General features: G+C 36.8%; 20 protein-coding genes, 2 pseudogenes and 1 riboswitch. Of the genes and pseudogenes, 3 read left to right on the top strand and 19 right to left on the bottom strand.

Annotation, left to right across the window (positions count from 1 at the left end; genetic code table 11):
- Positions 1-75 precede the first annotated feature (75 nt).
- From SPD45_RS04635 to SPD45_RS04700, 14 genes and pseudogenes are all read right to left on the bottom strand, one after another.
- Positions 76-1,368: a TRAP transporter large permease gene (locus SPD45_RS04635; protein WP_336266539.1), complete on the bottom strand. Its 1,293-nt coding sequence runs from the start codon at positions 1,366-1,368 to the stop codon at positions 76-78.
- A gap of 4 nt (positions 1,369-1,372) precedes the next feature.
- On the bottom strand, positions 1,373-1,894 hold the full coding sequence (locus tag SPD45_RS04640; RefSeq protein ID WP_336266540.1) for a TRAP transporter small permease: 522 nt from the start codon (positions 1,892-1,894) through the stop codon (positions 1,373-1,375).
- Between the two features lie 45 nt (positions 1,895-1,939).
- Positions 1,940-2,674, bottom strand: a complete 735-nt coding sequence (locus SPD45_RS04645; RefSeq protein ID WP_336266541.1) for a maleate cis-trans isomerase family protein — start codon at positions 2,672-2,674, stop codon at positions 1,940-1,942.
- A 233-nt stretch (positions 2,675-2,907) separates the two neighbouring features.
- Positions 2,908-4,215 (bottom strand): aminotransferase family protein, encoded by a 1,308-nt coding sequence (locus SPD45_RS04650; RefSeq protein WP_336266542.1) that lies wholly within the window; start codon positions 4,213-4,215, stop codon positions 2,908-2,910.
- Positions 4,216-4,233: 18 nt separating this feature from the next.
- Positions 4,234-5,667: an aldehyde dehydrogenase family protein gene (locus SPD45_RS04655; protein ID WP_336266543.1), complete on the bottom strand. Its 1,434-nt coding sequence runs from the start codon at positions 5,665-5,667 to the stop codon at positions 4,234-4,236.
- 1 nt (position 5,668) lies between these two features.
- Positions 5,669-6,898: a M20 metallopeptidase family protein gene (locus SPD45_RS04660; RefSeq protein WP_336266544.1), complete on the bottom strand. Its 1,230-nt coding sequence runs from the start codon at positions 6,896-6,898 to the stop codon at positions 5,669-5,671.
- A 10-nt stretch (positions 6,899-6,908) separates the two neighbouring features.
- Entirely contained in the window at positions 6,909-7,877 is a 969-nt protein-coding gene (locus SPD45_RS04665) for a cyclodeaminase (RefSeq protein WP_336266545.1), read from the bottom strand.
- 376 nt (positions 7,878-8,253) lie between these two features.
- Positions 8,254-8,349, bottom strand: a pseudogene (locus tag SPD45_RS04670) (transposase); the annotation flags it as partial.
- Positions 8,350-8,374: 25 nt separating this feature from the next.
- Positions 8,375-8,863 (bottom strand): hypothetical protein, encoded by a 489-nt coding sequence (locus tag SPD45_RS04675; RefSeq protein WP_336266546.1) that lies wholly within the window; start codon positions 8,861-8,863, stop codon positions 8,375-8,377.
- Positions 8,864-8,888: 25 nt separating this feature from the next.
- Positions 8,889-9,165 (bottom strand): annotated as a pseudogene (gene tnpA, locus SPD45_RS04680) (IS200/IS605 family transposase); the annotation flags it as partial.
- Positions 9,166-9,456: 291 nt separating this feature from the next.
- Positions 9,457-11,106, bottom strand: a complete 1,650-nt coding sequence (locus SPD45_RS04685) for a PucR family transcriptional regulator (protein ID WP_336266547.1) — start codon at positions 11,104-11,106, stop codon at positions 9,457-9,459.
- Between the two features lie 18 nt (positions 11,107-11,124).
- A complete protein-coding gene (locus tag SPD45_RS04690; protein WP_336266548.1) occupies positions 11,125-12,096 on the bottom strand; it encodes a threonine ammonia-lyase in 972 nt (323 codons plus the stop codon).
- Positions 12,097-12,112: 16 nt separating this feature from the next.
- The gene (gene aspA / locus SPD45_RS04695; protein WP_336266549.1) at positions 12,113-13,534 is read right to left on the bottom strand and encodes an aspartate ammonia-lyase; all 1,422 of its coding nucleotides are present in this window, start codon (positions 13,532-13,534) and stop codon (positions 12,113-12,115) included.
- A 180-nt stretch (positions 13,535-13,714) separates the two neighbouring features.
- Complete coding sequence (locus SPD45_RS04700; protein WP_336266550.1) at positions 13,715-14,470, bottom strand: TerC family protein; 756 nt, start codon at positions 14,468-14,470, stop codon at positions 13,715-13,717.
- Between the two features lie 304 nt (positions 14,471-14,774).
- Between SPD45_RS04700 and SPD45_RS04705 the strand changes: the two genes are divergently transcribed.
- Positions 14,775-14,951 carry an SE1832 family protein gene (locus tag SPD45_RS04705; RefSeq protein ID WP_336266551.1) on the top strand — a complete coding sequence of 59 codons (177 nt, stop codon included), beginning with the start codon at positions 14,775-14,777 and terminating at the stop codon, positions 14,949-14,951.
- A gap of 113 nt (positions 14,952-15,064) precedes the next feature.
- On the opposite strand, the gene SPD45_RS04710 is transcribed toward SPD45_RS04705, so the two are convergent.
- From SPD45_RS04710 to megL, 5 genes are all read right to left on the bottom strand, one after another.
- Entirely contained in the window at positions 15,065-16,888 is a 1,824-nt protein-coding gene (locus tag SPD45_RS04710) for a cation:proton antiporter (protein WP_336266552.1), read from the bottom strand.
- A 281-nt stretch (positions 16,889-17,169) separates the two neighbouring features.
- Complete coding sequence (locus SPD45_RS04715; protein ID WP_336266553.1) at positions 17,170-18,405, bottom strand: aminopeptidase; 1,236 nt, start codon at positions 18,403-18,405, stop codon at positions 17,170-17,172.
- A gap of 67 nt (positions 18,406-18,472) precedes the next feature.
- Positions 18,473-18,973, bottom strand: a complete 501-nt coding sequence (locus SPD45_RS04720) for an acyl-CoA thioesterase (RefSeq protein WP_336266554.1) — start codon at positions 18,971-18,973, stop codon at positions 18,473-18,475.
- Positions 18,974-18,985: 12 nt separating this feature from the next.
- The gene (gene cls / locus SPD45_RS04725) at positions 18,986-20,434 is read right to left on the bottom strand and encodes a cardiolipin synthase (RefSeq protein ID WP_336266556.1); all 1,449 of its coding nucleotides are present in this window, start codon (positions 20,432-20,434) and stop codon (positions 18,986-18,988) included.
- 47 nt (positions 20,435-20,481) lie between these two features.
- Positions 20,482-21,648: a methionine gamma-lyase gene (gene megL / locus SPD45_RS04730; protein WP_336266557.1), complete on the bottom strand. Its 1,167-nt coding sequence runs from the start codon at positions 21,646-21,648 to the stop codon at positions 20,482-20,484.
- A gap of 125 nt (positions 21,649-21,773) precedes the next feature.
- Here megL and rarD point away from each other — a divergent pair, with 125 nt between their 5' ends.
- Both rarD and SPD45_RS04740 read left to right on the top strand, forming a co-directional pair.
- Entirely contained in the window at positions 21,774-22,715 is a 942-nt protein-coding gene (gene rarD / locus SPD45_RS04735) for an EamA family transporter RarD (RefSeq protein ID WP_336266558.1), read from the top strand.
- A gap of 51 nt (positions 22,716-22,766) precedes the next feature.
- Positions 22,767-22,874: riboswitch (SAM riboswitch) on the top strand.
- A 113-nt stretch (positions 22,875-22,987) separates the two neighbouring features.
- Positions 22,988-24,616, top strand: coding sequence for an O-acetylhomoserine aminocarboxypropyltransferase/cysteine synthase family protein (locus SPD45_RS04740; RefSeq protein WP_336266559.1), 1,629 nt, complete (start codon positions 22,988-22,990; stop codon positions 24,614-24,616).
- Positions 24,617-24,760: the final 144 nt, after the last annotated feature.

Here is a 24,760-nt window from a genome sequence, read left to right on the forward strand (position 1 = left end):
AATTTTTCTATATATTTTAATTAAAAATTGCTAGCTAAAATGGAACGATGACACCCCCTCACATATAATTCCATTTTAACCACCTTTCGAACTACCGAAAATCGTTTCATAAACCATAATAATATCTGGAAATAAAATGAGTAAAAAGTTAATCGCAACAAATATGATAATATATGGCGCAATTCCCCGAACTATTTCTAAATAAGGCCGTTTAAAAATGGCACTCGCTGTAAAAATATTTACACCAAATGGTGGTGTAACTGTCCCTAATGTTGCTTGCATCGTAATTAAAATACCGATTGCAACTGGATGTATATCTGCTGCCACCGCAATCGGGAAAAAAATCGGCGTTAAAATCGCAATGGCAACGAGCGAGTCAACAAACATACATGAAACTAAGAAAAACAACGACATAATAAGTAAAATTTGAAACTGTGATGGATCTGCTCCTAACACTGCTTCTGTTAATTGTTGTGGAATTCTTAAATAAGAAATAATCCATGAGAATGCCCCACCTGCTGCAAGTAAAATAAATACGATACTCGTTACAGCTCCAGTGGAAATAGCAATACGATATATATCAGCAATATTAATGGATCTAAAAATAACGAGCTCTAGTAATAACGCATATAATACTGAGAATGCCGCAGCTTCTGTCGGACTAAACATTCCAGAGTAAATCCCACCAAGAATAAGTACTGGGAATCCTAATGTTAAAAACGACTTTCTGAAAGATCGCCAACGTTGGCCCCATGTCGCTTTCGGCTCTACAGGAATATCCTTCTTAATTGCGATGAAAAACTCCCAAATCGCAAATCCAAAGAAAATCATTAATCCGGGAATAATTCCTGCCATAAACAAATCACCAACCGATGTTCCTGTTAACATACCATAGTAAATCATAACGATACTAGGTGGAATTAAGATCGCAATCCCTGCTGAGTTAATAATTAACCCCATAATATGCGAATCCTTATATCCATACTGTAGTGCACGATCACGCATCGGTCGACCGATTGCCGCAATCGTTGCTTGCGATGAACCAGAAACAGAACCAAAAAATGTACTCGTCGCGGCAGCAACAATACCAGTTCCACCACGAATATGACCGATTAAGTCATTAATAAAATCTAATAATCTCGTTGCAGTTCTACCTTCAACAATAATATCCGCTGCAAAAATAAACATCGGAATCGCTAACAATACATAAGACTCTACATTACTCGTCATCTGCTGAACGAACATTACTAAGTTTAAATCTCCAGCCATGAAAAACATCATGAGTAAAGCAGATACAATTAAAACTACCATAATGGGAAAGTTTAAAAATAACATGACGAACAATAATGCTATAATTCCCCACAACATACAATCACCTCTCTTCTGTTATTTCAAGTTCGTGCATCAAATTACTATCCTTTTGTTTTATACCGATAAATAAGTCAACAAAATAGCGTATTCCGGATAAAAAGAATCCTAATGGAACGACAAACATTGTGACAGATAACGGCACACGAAGAATAGTAGAAACTTGACCTAACTTTTGTAAGTGTTGTACGTATTCTAACCCTAAATATGCACAATAAAGTAAGACGAATGCCGATATAAAATGAACACCCATTCCTACAATCCTTTGCATTTTAAATGGCATTAAATCAAAAAATCCGGACATTTCAATATGCATTTTTTTCCTTGCTGCATATCCGAGTCCCATAAACGTCAAGACGATAACCCCCATTTTTCCAACCTCTTCTGTAAAAGCCCAACTTTTATTTAAAAAATATCGACTTAACGCGTTCCCAACTAACATTAAACTCATCGCAATGGTCGTTAAACTCAAAATTGCCTTCTCAATTTCTTCCCAAACTTTATCTATCGTTGCGATTATTTTCATCGTTCTAACACCCCCCAAATAATAAAACGCTTTCATTTCTCTTCATTAAAAATCGAATATTTCTCCATATTGATTCATGTTTTCGTGAATACCACTCAAACGTAATAAATGCCAAAAAGTCGCTTGATTTGATGTTAATACTGGTTTTTGTAAATCCCTTTCTAATAACGGAATTACTTGTAGCGCTTGTATTCCGGTACACGATATAAAAACTGCTTCTGCATCGGGATGATCAGCTTGCACTGCCATATCATAAATTGTCTTCAGATCTAAGGCCGAAATGTCGTAGTCATTCATCATACCGAGTCCAATTAAATTCGCTACATCAAATCCTGCCTCTTTGAAATAATGAATTGCCTGATCTGTCACCTCTTTTGTATATGGTGCAGCAATGGCAATCGTCTGGACATCTAACTGGTGTAATGCTTCTACAACAGCATTAGATGTTGTCGTGCATTTCACTTGTGCAATAGCTTCCATTTTTTGAATGAGAGCTTTATCATATTGCACACCGTTAACGAAGCTTCCACTCGTACAACCAAATCCAATCGCTTTTAATGGTGCTTGCGATAGAATAGATGTCGCCTCTAATGCTTTTCCTTCTAACTCAACTAAGTCTTCGATTGTAAAACGAGTCGGATCTTCTGACAATTTAATTCTCGTTACATGGCTCGTTACACCACGAGGTGCCATTTCCTGGAACTCAACATCCATCGCATATGCAGATGCTATGTATATTAATCCAATGCGCGCTCTAAAACCATATGGGTTTTTCTGCATGTTATCCCTCCCTTTTCTTTTGTTTACTTGACATAAGGTCGGGAACGGTAAAACGGGATAGTTGGTATACATTATAAAAACATTCCCTATTTGAAACAATATGAAACATGTATGAAGAAAATACTTTTCTTTTCATACAACTTGTATGAAAGCATTTATTATTACATGGTGTGAATGGTGTGAAAAAAGGTGGAACATTTTTGTAGATTCATTTCATGTTCCACCTAACTCTATTATCCTACCGTTTGAATGGACTCATTCACAATGTGAATAATTTGATCCATCTCATCTTTTGTAATCGTAAATGGTGGTGCAAACGCTAACGTATCTTGCCCATCATAAACGACTGCCCGACAAATCAATCCACGCTTTAATGCCTCTTGAACAATTTTTGGTGTTTTCGCCTCTGCACCTTCAGATCGATGTAAACTAATAGCACCAAGTAAACCAATTCCGCGAACATCTACAACATGAGCATGCTGTTCCTTGATCCACTCAAATCCTTCTAACATATATTTACCCATTTCGTTGACATTATCGATTAAGTTTTCTTCTTTTATAATTTCTAAGTTTTTCAATGCGACTGCTGCCGCTGTCGGATGGCCACTATATGTGTACCCGTGCCAAAAGTTTCCTTCTGTCTTCTCATATAATTCTTTGTGCATTTTTTCAGAGATGACCATTCCACCTAATGGTGCATATCCACTCGTGACACCTTTTGCCATCGTAATAATATCTGGTGTGATACCGAAGTTTTCCATTCCAAAGTTGGTACCAGTACGACCAAATCCACAAATCACTTCATCCGATATGAACAAAATATCATTCGCTTCACAAATCGCCTTTATTTCCTTAAAGTAATTAGCTTCAGGAATGTTTACCCCACCTGAACCTTGTACTGGTTCCGAAATAAATGCCGCAATAGTATGGGCGCCTTCCTTTTCAATCATTTCATTAAAAGATTCTACTGTCGAATCAACATAATGAAAGTCTGGCGCAATAGATTGAGTAAATGTATGAAACTCTGGAATACCTGTTGCACTTGTCGATCCCATTGCAACCCCATGGTACGATTTTTTACGTGAAATAATCTTTTTCTTCTCCGGTTTTCCGTTCACATTCCAATAGTGACGAACCGTTTTAAATGCCGTATCATTCGCTTCAGATCCACCAGACGTAAAAAACGTCACATTTAAATCTCCTGGAGTCCATTTAGCTACTTCTTCTGCAAGGCGAATAATTGGTTCATGTGACCAATTACTAAACGCAGAGGTGAAAGCTAACTTCGTCATTTGTTCTTTCGCAACTTCTCCTAATTCCTCTCGACCGTGGCCAATATTTACATTCCATAAAGATGATAAACTATCAATTAATTTCCTTCCTTCTATATCTTTTAAATAAATTCCATCACCTTCTGTAAAAATAAATGTCGGGCCTTCCTCTTGTAATTGTTTCATATTTGATGTCGGATGGATAAAATGCTTTTTATCCAGTTCTGTTAATGCTTGTTTTAACTGTTCATTGTTTAGTACTTGTGTCATGATGATCATCCTTTTCTTTTATAATTTAAATTGCACAACTTTCTTTTCTGTCATATCTTCCATCGCAAACTTAACACCTTCTCGACCAATACCAGATCCTTTTACTCCACCGAATGGCATTGCGTCTACACGATAATCACTACTATCGTTTACGATCACACCACCGACTTCTAAATCGTGAATCGCCTTAAATGCAATGTCAATATTTTTCGTAAAAATACCTGCTTGTAACCCGTAATTCACATCATTTGCTAACTCTATCGCTTCTTCCACACTATCAATCTTAAAAATTGATACGACTGGCCCGAACACTTCTTCTTCAATAATTTGTGCACCTCTTGGAACATTTTCCAACACTGTCGGCATATAAAATGCTCCATCACGTTCCCCGCCAGTTAAAATAGTGGCACCTAATGCAACTGCTTCATCGACTAATTTTTCGATACGAATCGCTTCTTTTTCATGAATAAGTGGCCCCATCATCGTCTCATCTGAACGTTTATCACCGACGATATATTTTTTCGCCTCTGCCACGAACTGTTCCACAAATGCATGATAGACCGCTTCTTTGACATAAATACGTTGCACTCCAAGGCAATTTTGTCCGACTGCACCAAATGCACCAGCAACACAACTTTGGACGGCATCCATCACATCGGCATCCTCTAACACAATGGCTGGTGAGTTTGAACCTAATTCCATACTAATTTTCTTTAAGCCTGCTTTTTTCGCAATCGCTTCACCTGTTTCGAATCCTCCAGTAAAAGATACGAGACGAACAGCCGGATGTGTCACAAGTACATCGCCGATTTCCCCGCCATTACCTGTAATGACTTGTAAAACTTTTCGCGGTAGTCCAGCATAATCTAATGCTTCTGCAAGTAAAATAGCACTAACCGGTGTTAATGATGCGGGTTTTACGATAATTGCATTTCCAGATGCGATAGCCGGACCAACTTTATGGGCAACTAAATTTAATGGATCATTAAATGGTGTAATTGCTGCAACAATTCCTACTGGGAAATGGTAGTAGTATCCAATTCGATTGTCGCCACCTTCTCGTTGACCAAACGGAATGGTTTCTCCATGCATTCTACGTGCCTCTTCTGCCGATAATCGCATCGTATCCATGCACCGCTTCACTTCTGCTCGAGCTTCCGTAATGGTTTTACTTCCTTCAGTCGCAATTGTTTGAGCATAACGTTCCTTATTGTCTTCGATATATTGAACCGCTTTATGGATAATATTCATTCGTTCAAAAACGGATAATTTTGCTGAAATTTTTGCCCCTTCTTTTGCTGTTTCAATCGCGTATAATGCATCTTTTACAGATGCTTTTGGTACCGTGGTAAAAATCGTATTGTCTTGAGGGTCACGAACCGTAATGGTTTCCTTTCGGTTCACCCACTCCCCACCTAGTAGCATCCTCGTTTCCTTTACAGCTGTCATCATGTCAAGCCCCCCTTTGGATATTATTTCGTTTTAATGGGTGATGAACTTCCTCTTCTTGCAAAAATAAATTTACTGCTTTTACAAATATTGCTGTGCCAATTGGCATACACGTTTCGTCAATATTAAAAATAGGTGTATGCAAATCACGGTCTTCTCCATCTTCTAACGAGCAACCTAAGAAGAACATTGCTCCCGGTATTTGTTCCGTCATATAACCAAAATCTTCTCCACCCATTCCAAATGGCTCCCAATCGATCACCATATCTGGGTATAACTCATAAATTGCTTGTTCAATGACACGATTTACTTCCATATCATTGTTCAATGCTGGTTCTCCCTTTTCTAACTCGAACTCGTATTCTCCACTAAAAGCTTCTACGATTTTAAAAACATTTTCGACTTCTTCTGCAAGCTTTTCCCGTGCTTCTGGTGTATACGAGCGTAATGTTCCTTCTATATAAACTTCAGATGGAATTACATTGCTTACTGCCCCAGCTTCGATCTTCCCAATACTCGCTGCGACAACGTCCAACGGTGATACACGCCTACTAACCGTTCCGTAAAATGTCTGCAATACTGCACCGAGCATCCATAATGGATCTGTCGATAAATGTGGATACCCACCATGTCCGCCAGTTCCTCGAATCGTTGCCTGAAATACATCGACATTTGCCATACTAAAACCTTGATTCATTTGCACGACACCGACTGGATGCCACGGACATACATGTAAAGCAATCACAGAAGATACATCGTCTAACACACCATCTTGAATCATATAAGGTGCGCCAGATAAGCCATTTTCATCTGTCGCTTCTTCTGCTGGTTGAAAAATAAACTTTACCGTGCCAGTTAATTCTCCACGTTCAAACTGTCCGCCAAGTAATTTTGCTGCACCGAGTAACATCGTCGTATGTGCATCATGTCCACATGCATGCATGATACCTGCCTTTGTCGATTTATATGTGAGATCATTTTCTTCCTCAATCGGCAATGCATCCATATCAGCCCTTAACGCTATTGTTGGGCCAACTCCAGATGTTAGTGTTGCAACTACACCATAACCACCAACATTTTCTTCAATTTTTATATTCGGAATTGTCGACAATTGTTGCACGACAAATTTCGCTGTTTCCTTTTCATGAAAACTTAATTCTGGATGAGCGTGCAAATGACGTCTCCATTCCATTAATTGTTCAAATAAATTTTCAGCCCCTTCTGCAATATGCATATGGAATCCCTCACTTTTCTTCCGTTAATTTTTTATATGCATACAGTGCGATCCTCGTATCTTGTGCACCCGTACCTGTGAGATCCACAATCGTTATATCATCTTTTGAGGTGCGTATTTTTTCTGCACGTGAGGTAATGTCGCCTAACTCCATTACTGGATGATCTTTCGTTACAACTCCCTTTTCTAATGCCGAACGTAATTCTCCTAGTATTTCGCATTGAGACATAACATCTGCCACATAATAATTTGCCCGCTTTAATATATTTGGATCAATTTCATTTTTATGTTGGGCATCTGCTCCCATAGCCGTAATATGCAAACCATTTTTCACCCAACTATTTTGTAAAATGGGTTCGGAAGATGGTGTTGCTGTAATAACTAAGTCGCTTTGTTCTGCCACTTCTTGTGGTGTTTCTAAAATAGTTACAGAGACTTTTAATGTTGACTCCATTTCTTCTTTAAATTCTTGTAATCTACGTTTGGATTTCCCCGCTACGAGTACATGCTTATACTCACGTACTTCTTTCAAAGCTATCAATTGATAGCGTGCTTGTGCTCCTGCACCGATAACACCTACTGTTTCTACCTGTTCATTTGCCATATATTTTGCAGCTACAGCACCTGCTGCAGCAGTACGAACATCCGTTAAATAGCCATTGTCATAAAGTAATGCTTCAGGTTGACCATTTAAAGCATTTATTAAAAACATCAATCCACCTGTACTCGGTAAACCTAGTTGATAATTGTTAAAAAATCCAGATGATACTTTCAAGGCGAACATTTCGTATCCAGGAATAAATGCTGATTTAATGTCCACTTCTCCGTTATATTCTGGAATGTCCACCCGCATAATTGGTGGCATTTGGACATCCTTTGTTTTTAGGTCGGTAAATGCAGCCTCTATTTCATCTATTGATTCCTTATTTATTTTCACATATTCTCTTATCTCTTCTTCTGTGAAAATTAACACGAACATTCCTCCTTTTCAGCCTTTCCAATAAAATGTACATTTTTCTATCTTACATATATTATAAAATCAAGAGCACTTTTGAAACAATTGCAAGAATGTATGAACTTTTTATGACAGTTTATATACAATTTGTATGATAAACTTTATTTTGTTCATTTTTGCTTTAAAATCAACAAAATCAAAACTCTAGCTTATGGGGCATTACCGGACTGGTGGGTTGCTCTACGGCCGAGTGCTTTTGTGACCAACCTCAGCCTAAAAGGTTCACTGAACGCTCCCCCTTATGCACCACATCCACGCACAGATTCTTTAGGAATTTCTTATTGCTTTCTTTTTTATTTCGTTCTCCCATAAATGGATCGTACTCTTCGAATGACGTTAATTAATCGCTATCTTTTAGTTGATTTCTTATATATTTCTGGATTTGATTTTTGTTCCTTCCTACTGTATCCACAAAATATCCTCTACACCAAAACTCCTATTTCCATTTTGTGGTGAGGTGATTAGCTATATGGTTGCGTTCTTGCAGGTTTGGGGTTGGGTTCTTGCAACTTCAACCTACATTCTTGCAACTTCGACCCGTATTCTTGCAACTTCGGTACGCTTTCTTGCAACTTCGACTCGTATTCTTGCAACTTTGACACGCTTTCTTGCAACTTCGACTCGTATTCTTGCAACTTCGGTACGCTTTCTTGCAACTTCGACTCGTATTCTTGCAACTTCGACACGCTTTCTTGCAACTTCGACTCGTATTCTTGCAACTTCGGTACGCATTCTTGCAACTTTAACCCGTATTCTTGCAACTTCGACTCGTATTCTTGCAACTTTGACCCGTATTCTTGCAACCTTGACCCGTATTCTTGCAACTTCGACTCGTATTCTTGCAACTTTGGCCCGTATTCTTGCAACTTCGACACGCTTTCTTGCAACTTCGACTCGTATTCTTGCAACTTCGGTACGCATTCTTGCAACTTTGACCCGTATTCTTGCAACTACCTAGTTTTCATATTAGTACTATAAATTTGTATGACGATCAACCATCATTAAACTACTCTTTCCTGTTAGATAACCTATAAATTGAGATACACTTAATTTTGGTGGAATATCTACAAGCATTTGCTTCATGAATCTCTACATTTTTTCTATCACAAAGACCTCTTATAATTTCTCCTATGCTCTTTTTGTATTTTCCATAAATAATTTGTCGTCTGTATTTTGGAGCAAATACAATATGATACTTACATCTCCACTGTGTCTTTTCTTGTCCTGCACTAGGATTGTCTCCTTCTGTTATAAGATATGGTGGTCGGAAAACCAACTTTATCTTATAACAGAAGGAGGCATTTTTAATACCACGCCAAAAGCTACTTAGAATCCCCGTCAGAGCCAGGGGTTTTCAAATGCACAAAAAGAACACCCTTCCAACTAAGTTGAAAGGGTGTTGTATAGACAATGTGGATGAAAGTGTTCATCACTATCTAATGAATGATTTTATACGGTTTTTTAATGAATATTTCAGTTATACATCCTTTATTTTTATTTTATAAAGGAATGCAACATGTTCCTTTTAAAATTGGAACACGATTTATTTGCTCGTCAATTGAGATTTCCATACTTTTATACTTAAGTTCAAAAGGAAAACATCGTCAGGTTGGTCGAGCGATAAATTTGTTAAGCTTTCTATTTTGCGCAGCCGATATAAAAGAGATTGTCGATGTAAGTTTAAAGCTCGTGCCGCTTGGCTTACATTACCATTATGTTTATCATAGGCAATGAATGTATCAATTAAATCCATTTCTCGCTTTTCTTCGTATGCTATTAATGGCTCAATCGTTCCTAATGTAATCCTTCTTACTTCGGTGTCTTTGACAATATGAAGCAAGAGACGTTTTAATTTTGTATCTTCAAAATGATGGCGTAATCCTTCGCCGTCTTTCGTTAAACCCATTTCTAGAGCAGCTTGTGCTTTATGATAACTTTCATAAAACTTCATATAGCCGTCTCCGCTTTTTCCAATTCCCCACGAAAAAACAATCCCCGGTACGAGAGCGTGTAATCTTTTATCTACTAAATCTAAAAAATGGTGAACAGCAAAATGCTCCTCTTCCTCCAATTCTAAAAAGATAATTAAATTTTCGCCGTCAAACGTAAAGGCGACATGTTTATCAACTACAGATGCCGCATTACGTACTTCTTCCTCAATATAATAAATGATATTTTTAAAACCCGATATCTCTTTTCCGTATTTCGTCTCTGAAAAAGTGTCGAAGTTTTTCGAATAACCGACTAGACAAATATACGGTAACTCTAGTTGATAACCAAACAACTTTGCCCGTGATAATAAGTTTTCGTCATATGCCATATTTGGTGTTTTCGCTAATCCCCATATAAACTCATTTCGTAATCGGATCTCTGTTTTTACAATGGCATCTTCTCGCGAAATCCATAGGGCTGTTGCTGCTGCTAAACTCTCTAATACCTGACGGTCATAATAGGTCAAGTTTCGCTCTTTCTCAAAGTAAATAATAAAATATCCTTGTGTTAAATTTTTTGTACCAGAAGTTATTTCCTTTTTTATTAATGACCCTGCATTTCCTTTGATAGAATGGTATTGCATAAATGTTCCTAAGTAATTTTCTTCGACCTCTTCTGCGTTATACCATAAATTAATGTAATCATCTGGATGTTCGACCGTCCCTTGTTTTCGTCCTTTATTATCGGTAAATACAATGGTACAAGATAAATCACGTTCCACATAACGGATAATATCAGATAAATCTTTATCCATAATGACATATTGAATTAATGTTTGTTGGATGCGACGTGCTGTCTCTGAAAAGTCTTCTTGCCGTCGGTTAATTTCCATCATCGCTTCTCTTTGAATATCGGTAAAACGTAACTCCCACGGTAATGCCAATAAAATAAATTGGCGCTCATCACAATAATCAATTATTTCCCGGGGAATTTCTGTCACATACCTTCCTGTTGCAATCGCCAAGGCAGATGCATTCGCACGAAAGACGTCTTTCACAAATTGAAATAAAGCATTTGAATCTTCTTCAAATCCCATTCCTGTCGTTAAAATAAATTCCTTTTCACGTACAAAGTTTTCTACAGGTCCTTCAATTGCAGACATCCATTCTACCTGGCGTTGCTCCAACATTTCCATCCCAGTTAGAATCGTAGCTGTACTAAATATTGGCAAGTTCACTATGTTTTGAACGGAAACAGGCATCTTCCTCACACCCCATAATTATAATATTGTACGCAAAACAGAAAGATTTACATTATTTCCTGTAATAATAGCTGCTACTTTTTTGTGTTGAACATGGACCTTCTCACTTAAGATAGCGGCAATACTTGTCGCAGCCGCTCCTTCAATAAGTTGTTTATGTTCTTCTAACATATAGTTCATCGCTTCTTTTATTTCATCTTCAGAAACTAACACAAATTCATCGATATACTTTTTTACTGCCGAAAAGGTGTACCGATTATGTTGTCCAATCCCACCTAATAAACTGTCTGCCAATGTATCATGTTCTTTCAATATAATAGGTTTATTGGCGCGTATACTTTCATACATCACCGCACTACGTTCCATCGACACACCGACTACCTTAATATTTTTATGATATGTTTTTAACACATATGCAATACCAGCAAACAACCCACCACCTGAGACGGGAATAATTATTAGATCTATATCCGGTAAATCATTTAAAATTTCTAAACCAATGGTACCTTGGCCTTCAATGATTGCTAAATCATCGAAAGGTTCAATTAATGTCTTCCCTTCCTTTTGTAAGCGATAACAATGTTTGGCAGCATCATCTTGACTTTCCCCTACTTTTACTATGTTTGCCCCATATGCTTCGAGCCGCTTCACTTTTGCATCTGGTACACGATTCGAAATACAAATCGTCGCTTCTATTCCAAGTTTTTGCGCCATATAAGCTACCGCAACTCCATGATTTCCAGTTGAAAATGTTGTTACACCATTTAATTTCTCTGTAGTTGTTAAAGAGAGCAGCTTATTCGCTGCTCCCCTAAGTTTAAATGCACCTGTTTCATGTAAGTTTTCTAACTTTAAATAAATAGATCCTTCATATATATTATTTAATTTTCCAGAAGAAATAAGTGGTGTTTGTTGAACAAACGGCTTAATCCGATGTTGTGCTTGTAAAATATGTTGCAAAGATAACGATGTTTGATCGTGTAACTCCATCATGCCACCACCTGAACTATTTTTTCAACAATAACGCTCCGGCAATTCCTGGTCGAGTCATTTCAAATGGATTTAAAATCTCATTAATAGCAACTTCCGACAGTAATTTATCACGTAATACTAAATCTTTCACAGGTATGCCTGTTTCTAATGCTTCTTTAGCAATCTTCGTTGCAGCTTTATACCCAATATGTGGATTTAATGCCGTAATAATGCCGATACTACGGTCTACATATGATTTACACACTTCAATATTCGCTTCAATTCCTTCTAAGCAATACTGTCTAAATGTATTTAGCACACGGTCCATAATTTTAATCGATTGATGTAAATTGAAGACTAACACGGGTTCCATTACATTTAATTCAAATTGGCCTGCTTCAGACGCCATAGAAATCGTCTGATCATTCCCGATTACTTGGAAAGCTACTTGGTTTAAAACTTCACAAATAACTGGATTAATTTTCCCAGGCATAATAGAGGAACCAGGTTGTCGTGCTGGTAAATTAATTTCGCCAAAGCCCGCACGTGGCCCAGATGACATTAAACGTAAATCATTCGCTACTTTCGACATATTGATCATACAAATTTTTAATGCGGCAGATACTTCTGTATATGCATCCGTGTTCTGTGTTGCATCAACTAAATCAGATGCATTTCTTAAAGGAATACCTGTAATCTCATTTAAATGACGAACAGATTTCTCCATATATGATGGGTCTGCATTTAATCCTGTACCTACTGCCGTTGCACCTAAGTTTACATCTAATAAATTTTCATATAAACGGCTGATGCGCTTCATATCACGTGATAACACTTTCCCATATGCTTGAAACTCTTGCCCTAAACGAATTGGAACAGCATCTTGTAAATGAGTTCTTCCCATTTTAATTACATGATCGAATTCTTTTCCTTTATCTAAAAATGTATGCATTAGTTTATTTAATGTTATTTCTAACTCGTCTAATAATTGGATTGTCGCAATATGAATAGCTGTCGGAAAAGCATCGTTCGTTGATTGTGCCATATTTACATCTGTGTTCGGATGAATAACATCGTATGCTCCTTTTTCTTTTCCTAAAATTTCTAGAGCACGATTCGCAATAACCTCATTCGCGTTCATATTGACAGATGTACCTGCTCCACCCTGAATCGGATCGACAATGAATTGGTCATGGAACTTTCCTTTTATAATTTCATCTGCAGCAGCAACAATTGCTTTTGCCTTCGTTTCTTCTAACTGTCCAATTTCCATATTAGCTAAAGCGGCAGCTTTCTTAACTGTCGCAATGGCTACAATCATTTCAGGCTCTATCGTATATCCAGTAATATGAAAATTTTCCTTCGCTCGAATCGTTTGGATCCCATAATACGCATCAACAGGCACTTCTTTTTGCCCTAATAAATCTTCTTCTACCCGATAATCTTTTCCTGACATTTCTATTTACTCCTTCTATTATCCATTATGACATTTTGTTTGATTACTTTTCATTATATAAATTGATTATAAATTCTTGAATCAATGTTGATTATACTCGGTTTTAATTGCTATTTCAATCAATTTTTTGAAAATTCGTCAAAATAGCATTACTAGTACAATATAATTATTTGCAATCTTTTATGACTGTTTTTTCTTACCAATATCAGATAAAAACCAACCACTAACTGCAATAATAATTAAGCCTAAGTAAAATGTCAGTTTCCAACCGAATGAATGAATAAATGTTTCTGGGATAATTTGTACGTCTGGATGTCCTAAAACGAGTACGGACAATTTTACACCGACCCATCCAACGATGAGAAATGCTGCTACTTCTAAACCTGGACGTTTCTGTAATAAATTCACGAACATATTGGCAGCAAAACGCATAATGATGACACCAATCATTCCCCCTGCAAAAATAACGATAAATTGTGCTCCATCTAGTCCACCGACATGAAATAACCCTGATGGTGGCAATGCAACTGCTAAAGCAACTGCAGCTAAAATAGAGTCTACCGCAAATGCTAAATCAGCTACTTCTACTTTAAATACGGTCATCCAAAAACCGCTCTCTTTCCGTTGTTTCGTTTTAATACCATCTTTTTGTGCAAATTTATCATATAAATTTTTCCCCGCAATATACATTAAATAAATCGCTCCAATAGCTTGTACTTGCCATACATCGACAAGGAACGAAATAATAAACAACGAACCGAACCGTAAAATAAAGGCCCCTACTAATCCATAGAATAATGCCTTTTTACGTTTTTCTTCTGGTAAATGTTTTACCATAATTGCTAAAACTAGAGCATTATCCGCTGCTAACAATCCTTCTAATCCAATTAAAATAAGTAACACCCAAAGATACTCCAACAATAACTGTGCGTCCATTTTATGCACTCCTTCTTATGAAAATAAAAAGAGACCTTTACTATGAATGTATTTTCCCCATTGAAGCAGAAAATATTTCCATAGTAAAGGTCTCGCAAACAACAAGAGTTGCCAGTTCAGCCGGAGAACGAATTCTCGTAGTGACGACTTACACTGTAAGCTACTCCCCTTTAATATACTCTTTTGAATGGTTTTATTATAGCATACAACTTGTCCATTTTCCTAATAGTATACTTTTTATTGTCGTTTATAAGTGGAAAAGTTATACTAAATGTATCATTACCAATAATGAGGAGGGACAAAAATGGACCGAAAACAATTAGAAGCTAAATTATTAGAACTAAAATCTGATTATATCCGAATTCAAGGAGATTTAGATAAAATGGAGGCAGTTGGAGGACAAGTTTCTCCAATTGAACAACAATTAGAACGATTAGAGGGAGAAATCTCTGCCATAAATGATCAACTAGCGAGCAAATAACAAAAGAGCTTGAGGCATACATTTCGTATAAGAAATTGAAACTGATGCGTGATACGATAGGCATCCACATCATGTTTTCATCTTATACTTTCATTTGCCTCAGGCTCTTCTTTTTAAATAATCGGATGATTGTTTAGCTTTTCTTCAATTTCTTTGCTTTGTGGTGCTAAGCTAACGACCGTATCTCCAACTTGAGGAGATAAACGCATATCGTTCGCATAGAAAACAATTTGACCAGAAGGTTTTACAAAATAAATGAATACCGATCGCTCATCTTTTTCCTCCTTATACTGCTCATAATCAAATTGTTCTGTTAAAGTTGTTTGTTTAAACGTAAATCCATTATTAATTTTATCAATAAACTCATTCAGTGTAATTTCCTCTTTACATAATGAACGTCCACCGACACGATCTACAATCCCAGCATCTTCTGCACTACTCGGATCTAACTTGAACACATTCATTCGACCATATTCAGGTAAAAACGCCGTACAAATTAATGCATTGTATGAATGTTGTGGTGTTGCAGTAATAATAAAATCATATGGTATTGTATCTAAATTGTATTCTGTTTGCTCTGATAACAATTCACCATGATAAAATTGTACACCAGCATTTCTAGCATAACGTAAATTTGCAAACGATGAATCAACAATTAATGATGGATAATTTAAGTTTTCAAATGACTTTGCTAATTGAACGGTAAACGGATTACTTCCAACAACGATAATACCAGGTTTTCCTTCTAATGATAAACCGAGTTTTTTCGCTAATGGGCTAATTGTAAACCCGTGTGCAACAACCGTAAAAATTACTAAACCAAATGTTAATGTCGTAAGAATTTCTGCATCTTCAAATCCTGACTCTAATAAAATAATCGCAAAATAACTCGAAACCGTTAAAGCGACAATCCCTCGTGGAGCAATCCATCCGACAAGTGTTCGCTCCTGTATCGACAGCTCCGTCCCAATTGTCGATAGAAAAATAGATAATGGCCGTACTGCAAACATCATTAATAAAACATATCCAATAATGTTCGGTTGGAAAATTTGGATAATGGTCTCCATTTGTAAAGAAGACGCAAGCATAATAAAAATCGCTGAAATAAGTAAAATAGACACATTTTCCTTAAAATGTCTGAAATCATCTAATGAACTAATACCGATATTCGATAACGTTATTCCCATCGCTGTAACAGATAATAACCCAGCCCCTTTTACAAAGCCATCTGGTAATGTAAAGCATAGTAAAACAACTGCAACGACGACAGGTGACTTTAAGAACTCTGGAATATGGCCACCTTCAAACATCCAACCAATTGCCCTTCCACAAAACCATCCAAAAAACATTCCGAAAGCTGCTATCATAAAGAAGAATAATAGACTTGAAACCGTCTTATCTTCCAATGTGAAAAATGTAATAATTTCAAATGCAAATACTGCTAAAAGTACCCCAATCGGGTCGACGATAATTCCTTCCCATTTTAAAATCTTCGCAGGTCTTGCCTTCAATTTCGATTGGCGTAATAAAGGCATAATAACTGTCGGGCCTGTAACGATAAATAGCCCACCAATGACAAAAGCAACTTCCCATGATAAACCGGCGACATAATGTGCTGTTAAAGAACCAAAAATCCAGGCAATTAAAGCACCTACTGTCGCAATACGAAAGATTGGCTTTCCTAATCCAGTCAATTCCTTAAAACGTAAATTTAAGCTTCCTTCAAATAAAATGATGGCAACCGCAACAGAAATGATCGGGTCATAAATCGCCCCAAAACTCTCCTCTGGATTCATAATATTTAGTACAGGACCAACAATCAGTCCTGCAATAGACATAATGACGATTGCCGGCAAACTATATTTCCACGCAATCCACTGTGAACCAATTCCTAACACACCAATTAACATAATAATAATTAATAAGGATAATTCCATGTAACTTTTCCGCCTTTTTTCTATTTTTATCGTACATGAAAATGGATATAGGCAATATTGTAAATAGGAAAGAAAAGAATGTAAAGTATTTGCAAGCAAAATAAATAGGATACATATTTGGGCCTACATAATTATAAAATATATAGTGACTGGACACTCACTCATCACATAAGATTAAAAAAGGCCAAGGCATACATGTCTAAGCCGTATCGAAACATGTTTACATAAAACGACATTTCGTGTGTCACGTTGCTTTTTATTACGCCTCAACCTATATTATATTATTTAAATGTTACCGCCCATGTTCCATCTTTAAAAATCGGCTCCACCTTTCCATCAGCTGTTACACCATCAATATTCATTTCTGCTGAACCAATCATAAAATCAACGTGAACCATACTATCATTAATTCCATTTTTGTCTAAAGCTGCTTCATCCATTTCAGGACCACGAGCAACATTTGTCGGATATGCTTTACCTAACGCAATATGACAAGATGCGTTTTCATCAAATAATGTATTATAAAAAATTAAACCCGATTGTGAAATAGGTGATTCATGTGGTACTAGTGCCAATTCACCTAAACGTTTTGCCCCATCATCTGATTCTAATAAATGTTTCAAAACTTCTTCACCTTGTTTTGCTTGATAATCGACAACCATTCCATCTTTAAATGTTAATTGGAAATCATCAATGACATTTCCACCATAATTTAATGGCTTCGTACTAGATACGACACCATTCACATTATATTTATGTGGTGCCGTAAACACTTCTTCTGTCGGCATATTCGGATTAAATACTGTACCATCTTCAGAAATAGCTACTCCACCAGCCCAAATATGATCTTTCGGTAAACCAACTTCTAAATTAGTTCCTTCCGCTTTTAGAACTAATTTTTCATATTGTTTTTCATTTAAGTAATCATTCGCTTTTTTTAATAAGTCATTATGTGTGTCCCATGCAGCAATTGGGTCTTCTTTATCTACACGAACCATCTTCATAATTTCGTGCCATAATTTTCCAATCGCTTCTTCCTCTGATACATCTGGGAAAATCTTCTTCGCCCATCCAGTCGTCGGGATAGAAATTACCGTCCAACATACTTTATCATTCATAATATACTCACGATATGTTTTCAGCGCAATTCCAGCAGATTTATTCGCTTCTGCAATACGTGTTGGATCAACATCTTGTAATAAGTCTGGATCTGTTGCATGAATAGAAACAAATGCCGCACCTTGTTCTGCGTATGATTCTTGTAACATTACTTTCCATTTTGGATATGTTTGAAACACTTCTTCATTCGCATGTTTATATGTTAAATAAGTTAATGTATCATCCGCCCAATTCACATGTACTTCCTTGGCACCTAATGCATATGCTTGCTTTGCCATTTCACGAACGAAATAAGCCCCTTCAATCGGCGCATTAATGACAAGTGGTTGGTTTTTTTGGATGTTAACCCCCTTTTGTAAAACTAGTTGTGCATACTTTTCCATATTTTGTTGTTCCATTCGTTAACTCACCTTTCTTACTTTTAGATTAAAGCCGCCATATACCATTCGTATAAACATCCATACGTTAGTCTGTTCCGAATAATTCCGCCATTCTTTGGGATTCTTTTCTTCTTTCATTACGACGTTCTCTTCGTAATGCTGCACCTTCAAATAATACTTTTTCTTGTTCTGTTTCAGGATATACCGCAGGAACTTCCGCCGGATTCCCATCATCATCCAATGCAACAAACGTTAAAAACGCGGTTGCACAAACAGTTTGTTCATCTGTTAGCAAACTATCCTTAATTACTTTAACAAATACTTCCATTGATGTTTTATGTACATATGTAACAAATCCTTCTACACAAATAGAATCTCCAACTTTTACTGGAAATAAAAAATCAACAGAGTCTGTCGATGCTGTGACGACCGATTTACGTGCATGACGTACCGCAGCAATTGCTGCTACATCATCAATATGCGCCATTAGTTTACCACCGAATAATGTTCCATATGCATTGGCATCTGGTGGTAAGATTTGTGCTGTTTTTACTGTCTTTGAATTCGAACTCGGTTTTTTCTCCATTATTTTCTCTCCTTATAAAATCGGTGATAGTAACCTAGATATAGATTCTTTAAATTTAATCCATAATGAACGTTGTTCGTATAACTGTTTCGTCATCTGAGTTGATAACATAATATCTTGTTCAAATGTATCTACTAATTGTTGGGCAATTTTCACGTCATATAAAAAGGCATTTACTTCAAAATTTAAACGGAAACTACGTACATCGATATTCGCTGTTCCAACAGAAGACATTTTTCCATCGACAACGATTGTTTTCGCATGTAAAAATCCATTTTGGTATAAATAAATTTCGGCGCCTTCATTCAATAATTCCCCGACACTCGATAATGTTGCCCAATAAACGAATATATGGTCAGGTTTGTTTGGAATCATAATTTTAATTTTAATGCCTGACAATGCCGCAATCCTCAACGCGTCCATTAAACTTTCATCTGGAATAAAATATGGTGTTTGAATATAAACCGATTCCTTTGCCTCCAAAATCATCTTTATATAACCATATTTCACTTGTTCCCATTGTTGATCTGGTCCACTAGAAACGATTTGGATCCCTACATCACCTTGGCCCTTTTCGCCTCCGATAAAATAGCGTTCATCATATAATACATGATTTCGTGATGCTTGATTCCAATCTAAAATAAATCTCGTTTGCATCATTCTGACGGCATCACCTCGTACACGTAAATGTGTATCACGCCAATAACCGAATTTTTCGGAACGCCCTAAATATTCATCTCCAATATTGAATCCACCAATATATCCTACTTCCCCATCAATGATAGCTAATTTTCGATGGTTTCTAAAATTTACTTTAAAATTAATTTTTCCCACTTTTGGTGGAAAAAACGCGCCAACCTGGATATTTTCTCTTTCTAATCGCTGTAAGAATTTCTTACTTAATCCACGGGAACCCATATCATCGTATAAAAAGCGAACTTCTACTCCTTCACGTGCCTTTTTTATTAACACATCTGCGATTTTTGTTCCTAGTTGGTCTTGCCGAATTATATAATAAAGTAAATGGATATGGTGTTTAGCATTTTCTAAATCATGAATTAAGGATGTGAATTTTTCTGTTCCATCTGTAAATATTTCCACTTCGTTGTTTTGCGTGTAAATAGCATCATTATGCTTTAAATGTAAATAATATAATTCCTTATATTCCTTTAGTTCTTCTTGCTTAAAAGGAAGTTGGTCTTCTTCGATTTCCTTTAGTTGCTCTTGCACTTCCTTCTTTACACCAAGCCTACTTTTCGTATCCCATGTAAATATTTTTTGGTTCGTTAAATTTCTACCAAACAATAAATATAGAAGGAAACCTAAAACAGGAATAAAAAATAAGACCATTAGCCATGCCCATGTGGAACTTGCATTTTTCCGCTCTAAAAAAATAACCGTAAATGCAAGGACAAAGTTCACAATCATGACTGATCCAAATAATATAGGTACAAGTTGCATAGGCATCCCCTCTCTGATTCTTTCTTATATTCTAACATATTTTGAACTTAAGAGAGTGTATGTAATGCAACTTCAAGGTCCTTCCATATATCTCCCCAATTTTCTAATCCTACAGATAAGCGAATAAGAGAGTCTTTTATGCCCATCTGAATTCGCTCGTCTTCGGGAATCACTGCATGGGTCATCGTCGCCGGATGTTCAATTAAAGTTTCTGCATCTCCTAGACTCACTGCTACTTTAACAAAAGTTAACGCATTTAAAAACTGCTGTGCTTCAGCTTTATTCCCTTTTATATCAAATGCAATAACACCTCCACCACGGTGCATTTGCTTCTTATACACTATCTGATCATCTAATCCTGGATAATAAACCGCTTCTACATTCGGATGTGTTTGCAATTTAGCTGCAATTTTTTCCGCGTTATCACAATGACGATCCATCCGTAATGGCAATGTTTTCAGTCCTCTTAATAGAAGCCATGCATCAAATGGCGCTAATACAGCACCAATATCTTTACGTGTCGTACTTGCAATGTCATTCATCATCTCTTCTTTTCCGACGGCAATTCCAGCAATGACATCTCCGTGCCCATTTAAATATTTTGTCGCACTATGTACAACGATGTCACACCCAAGCTCTATCGGACGTTGTAAATAAGGGGTTGAAAATGTATTATCTACAACGACAGGTATATCGTATTCTTTTGCAATGTTGCTAATCAATGTTAAATCGATTAATTGCATCGTCGGATTAATAGGCGTTTCAATATAAATAACTGCCGTATTTTCTTTTATGGCATGGCGAATTTTTTCCTCTGATGCAAAATCTGTTAATTCGACATCCATTCCATACTTCTCTTCCATCATTTTTAATAAGCCGAATGTACAACCGTACAAACCATTCGAACATAAAATATGATCATTTGCTTTTGTAAGTGCAATGAGTACAGCAGATATGGCGCCCATTCCCGAACCGAATGCTAATGCACGCTCGCCACCTTCTAACACTGCCATCCTTTTTTCTAATACATCTACAGTCGGATTCCCAATTCGTGTATAAATATGCCCGTCTGCTTCTCCACTAAAGCTTTTCTCCCCATGTTCAGCAGACTGAAATTCAAATGTAGACGTTTGAAAAATTGGCACTGAAACACTACCTAGCAATTGTTTTGCATCATATCCATCATGAATGGACATCGTTTCAAATTTTTTCATGCCCGTTCCTCCTCTTATTTATGTAACTCTAGTATAACAAACTTTCTGATAATTCTGTTTGACCATGCATGAATGGATGAAAAAGTCGGAACAATTGCCAACAGCTAGAACATAGGCGTAAAATGATGGGAGAAAACATCAGTGAAGTGAGGCAGGAAATGGACAATAAAAACATGAAAACAGGCATTATGCTAGGCATTATTACATATATTTTATGGGGATTTTTCCCAATCTATTGGAAACTATTAGACATATATGAACCAGATGTCATTTTAGCGAATCGCATCATTTGGTCTTGTCTCTTTATGGTCGGATATTTATTCTTCACAGGCAAATTACGTTCCTTTTTCTCATTATGTACAACACTATTAAAAGATAAGCAAAAAATGCTCTACATTACATTAGCATCTATTGTGATAAGCGCAAACTGGCTCATTTACATTTGGGCTGTACATAATAATTTCGTCATTCAAGCAAGTTTAGGTTATTATATGAATCCTTTATTAAGCATCGTATTAGGTGTCCTATTTTTAAAAGAGGCATTATATCCAGCACAAAAAGTTGCATTATTATTCGCAAGTTTTGGCGTATTATATTTAACGATATCATATGGTGTCTTTCCTTGGATTTCTATTGCATTAGCACTCTCGTTTGGTTTATATGGGTTGTTTAAAAAGGCTGTTAAGCTAGATTCAGCATATTCATTAACAGTGGAGACGTTACTATTAACTCCAATTGCACTCATTTACTTATTCACGTTTGTTGGTGTAGATTTAGGATTTGCAGCAAGTACATCATGGACAGATACAGGATTATTACTCATCTCCGGGATCGCTACAGCCGTCCCACTATTATTGTTCGGCTATGCAGTCGCATACATTCCTTTGTCCTTAGCAGGAATTTTACAATATATCGCACCGACAATTATGCTGATACTCGGAGTATTTCTTTATGATGAGCCATTTACGTCTGCACATTTCGTGACGTTTACATGTATTTGGATTGCGCTAATTTTATTTGTATCTTCTACATTAAAAGTCAATAAAGTTAGAAAATTCACAAATTAATTGACATTGATTTACAAACATGTATAATGGATACTAATTTCATCGACACATCTCTTATCAAGACGGACGGAGGGAATAGGCCCTGTGAAGTCCAGCAACCTTAAAGCGTTTGCTTTTAACGGTGCCAAATCCTACAGATGATATTCTGGAAGATAAGAGGGGGATAATACATAATGATACCCTCTTCTTACAATCATGTAGAAGAGGGTTTTTATATCATCGCCTTCTCAAATGGAATACAATAAGTTCAAAATTTTAAGGAGGAGTTTTACATGTCAACATTCAATTTTCAGAAAGATGAAACAATTTTACTTCATGCAGGTCAGGAGCCAGATCCTACAACAGGTTCTCGTGCACTACCAATCTATCAAACAACTTCTTACGTATTTAACGATACAGACCATGCGCGCAACTTATTTGCGTTAGCAGAAGCTGGTAATATTTATACACGTTTAATGAACCCTACGACAGACGCTTTTGAACAACGTGTCGCACAATTAGAAGATGGAACAGCGGCAGTGGCAGTTGCTTCAGGGATGGCTGCAATTACATATGCGATTTTAAATGTTGCAAGTGCAGGCGATGAAATTGTAGCAGATAGTAATTTATATGGTGGAACATATAACCTATTCATTCATACATTGCCACGTTTCGGAATTACTGTAAAAATTGTCGATGGGACAGATCCGGAGGCGATTCGAAATGCTATTACAGATAAAACAAAAGCCGTTTTTGGAGAAACCATTACGAACCCTAGTTTAAATGTATTTGATGTTGAAACTGTAGCAAATATTGCACACGAACACGGCATTCCATTAATCATTGATAACACTTTCGCTCCAAAATTTGCGAAACCATTAAAATGGGGAGCAGATATTGTCGTACATTCTGCAACAAAATGGATTGGTGGACATGGGACATCGATTGGTGGAATCATTGTCGACGGCGGACGTTTCAACTGGGATAGCGATAAATTCCCTGGATTTACAGAACCGGACGAAAGCTATGGTGGTGTTCGCTTCGCTGATTTAGGTCCAGTTGCATTTGCACTTCGGATTCGTGTTCAATTATTACGTGACACAGGAGCAGCAATTAGCCCACATAACGCATTTTTATTAACACAAGGATTAGAAACTTTACATGTTCGCTTAGAACGTCATAGTGAAAACGCGATAAAAGTCGCTAATTTCCTAAAGGATCATCCTGGTGTAACATGGGTGAACTTCCCTGGATTTGACGATCATCCATCACATGAATTGGCACATAAATATTTTGAATATGGATATGGATCTGTTATTACATTCGGTATTAAAGGTGGTCTAGAAGCCGGTAAAACATTGATCGACCACATTGAACTATGGTCTCATGTTGCGAACGTAGGTGACGCGAAGTCATTAATTATCCACCCAGCTTCTACAACACACCAACAATTGAATGAAGCAGACCTTGCAAAAAGTGGTGTAACAGAAGATCTTGTTCGTCTTTCTATCGGTATCGAAGCAATTGACGACATTTTAGCTACATTAGATCGCGCAATCGAACAAGCAACAGGTGAAACAGTGCTTGAAACGACAAACAATGCAGCAATTGATTGGGTAACGAATTCACCATTTGATCGTTCAGAAGGACTACGCGCAAAAACAATTGCAGTTCAAGGTTCAGATGCGCTATTAGAAAAAGCAAATGAATTACGTCCATTAGGATATCATATTGTGAAAGTACAAGATGTGACAGAAACTATTGTAGACATCCTTTATACAGACGAGGCAACAGTAGAAAATAATGTAGGTGCTACAATCATCTGGTCTGATGGTGATGTTACGGTAAATGGGAATGCTATCGTCATTACAAACAATGACTTAGTTACGACTGTAAAAAGTGCTAGAAACAAACGTGCATAATAAAAATAAGAAAAACTAGATAGTTAAACTTAAAAATACCGAGACTTGGACAAAACATGATTTATAATCATTAGGAGCACCCCTACGTAAATACTATACATTTACGTAGGGGTGCTCTTTTTTTGTGCCTTCACATAGCTTCTG

Origin of the sequence: Pseudogracilibacillus sp. SO10305 (genome assembly GCF_037072005.1) — a bacterium.
GTDB classification, from domain to species: Bacteria; Bacillota; Bacilli; order Bacillales; family Amphibacillaceae; genus Pseudogracilibacillus; species Pseudogracilibacillus intestinigallinarum.

Excerpts from the sequence above, each read along its gene's own strand:
- cls (WP_336266556.1), bottom strand. The coding sequence starts at position 20,434 with ATGCAACTTGTACCTATATTATTTGGATCAGTCATGATTGTGAACTTT.
- SPD45_RS04740 (WP_336266559.1), top strand. The coding sequence starts at position 22,988 with ATGTCAACATTCAATTTTCAGAAAGATGAAACAATTTTACTTCATGCA.
- SPD45_RS04640 (WP_336266540.1), bottom strand. The coding sequence starts at position 1,894 with ATGAAAATAATCGCAACGATAGATAAAGTTTGGGAAGAAATTGAGAAG.
- SPD45_RS04655 (WP_336266543.1), bottom strand. The coding sequence starts at position 5,667 with ATGATGACAGCTGTAAAGGAAACGAGGATGCTACTAGGTGGGGAGTGG.
- SPD45_RS04660 (WP_336266544.1), bottom strand. The coding sequence starts at position 6,898 with ATGCATATTGCAGAAGGGGCTGAAAATTTATTTGAACAATTAATGGAA.
- SPD45_RS04705 (WP_336266551.1), top strand. The coding sequence starts at position 14,775 with ATGGACCGAAAACAATTAGAAGCTAAATTATTAGAACTAAAATCTGAT.
- SPD45_RS04645 (WP_336266541.1), bottom strand. The coding sequence starts at position 2,674 with ATGCAGAAAAACCCATATGGTTTTAGAGCGCGCATTGGATTAATATAC.
- SPD45_RS04650 (WP_336266542.1), bottom strand. The coding sequence starts at position 4,215 with ATGACACAAGTACTAAACAATGAACAGTTAAAACAAGCATTAACAGAA.
- SPD45_RS04710 (WP_336266552.1), bottom strand. The coding sequence starts at position 16,888 with ATGGAATTATCCTTATTAATTATTATTATGTTAATTGGTGTGTTAGGA.
- rarD (WP_336266558.1), top strand. The coding sequence starts at position 21,774 with ATGGGAGAAAACATCAGTGAAGTGAGGCAGGAAATGGACAATAAAAAC.
- SPD45_RS04700 (WP_336266550.1), bottom strand. The coding sequence starts at position 14,470 with ATGGACGCACAGTTATTGTTGGAGTATCTTTGGGTGTTACTTATTTTA.
- aspA (WP_336266549.1), bottom strand. The coding sequence starts at position 13,534 with ATGTCAGGAAAAGATTATCGGGTAGAAGAAGATTTATTAGGGCAAAAA.
- SPD45_RS04720 (WP_336266554.1), bottom strand. The coding sequence starts at position 18,973 with ATGGAGAAAAAACCGAGTTCGAATTCAAAGACAGTAAAAACAGCACAA.
- SPD45_RS04635 (WP_336266539.1), bottom strand. The coding sequence starts at position 1,368 with ATGTTGTGGGGAATTATAGCATTATTGTTCGTCATGTTATTTTTAAAC.
- SPD45_RS04715 (WP_336266553.1), bottom strand. The coding sequence starts at position 18,405 with ATGGAACAACAAAATATGGAAAAGTATGCACAACTAGTTTTACAAAAG.
- SPD45_RS04665 (WP_336266545.1), bottom strand. The coding sequence starts at position 7,877 with ATGTTCGTGTTAATTTTCACAGAAGAAGAGATAAGAGAATATGTGAAA.
- SPD45_RS04690 (WP_336266548.1), bottom strand. The coding sequence starts at position 12,096 with ATGGAGTTACACGATCAAACATCGTTATCTTTGCAACATATTTTACAA.
- SPD45_RS04685 (WP_336266547.1), bottom strand. The coding sequence starts at position 11,106 with ATGCCTGTTTCCGTTCAAAACATAGTGAACTTGCCAATATTTAGTACA.
- megL (WP_336266557.1), bottom strand. The coding sequence starts at position 21,648 with ATGAAAAAATTTGAAACGATGTCCATTCATGATGGATATGATGCAAAA.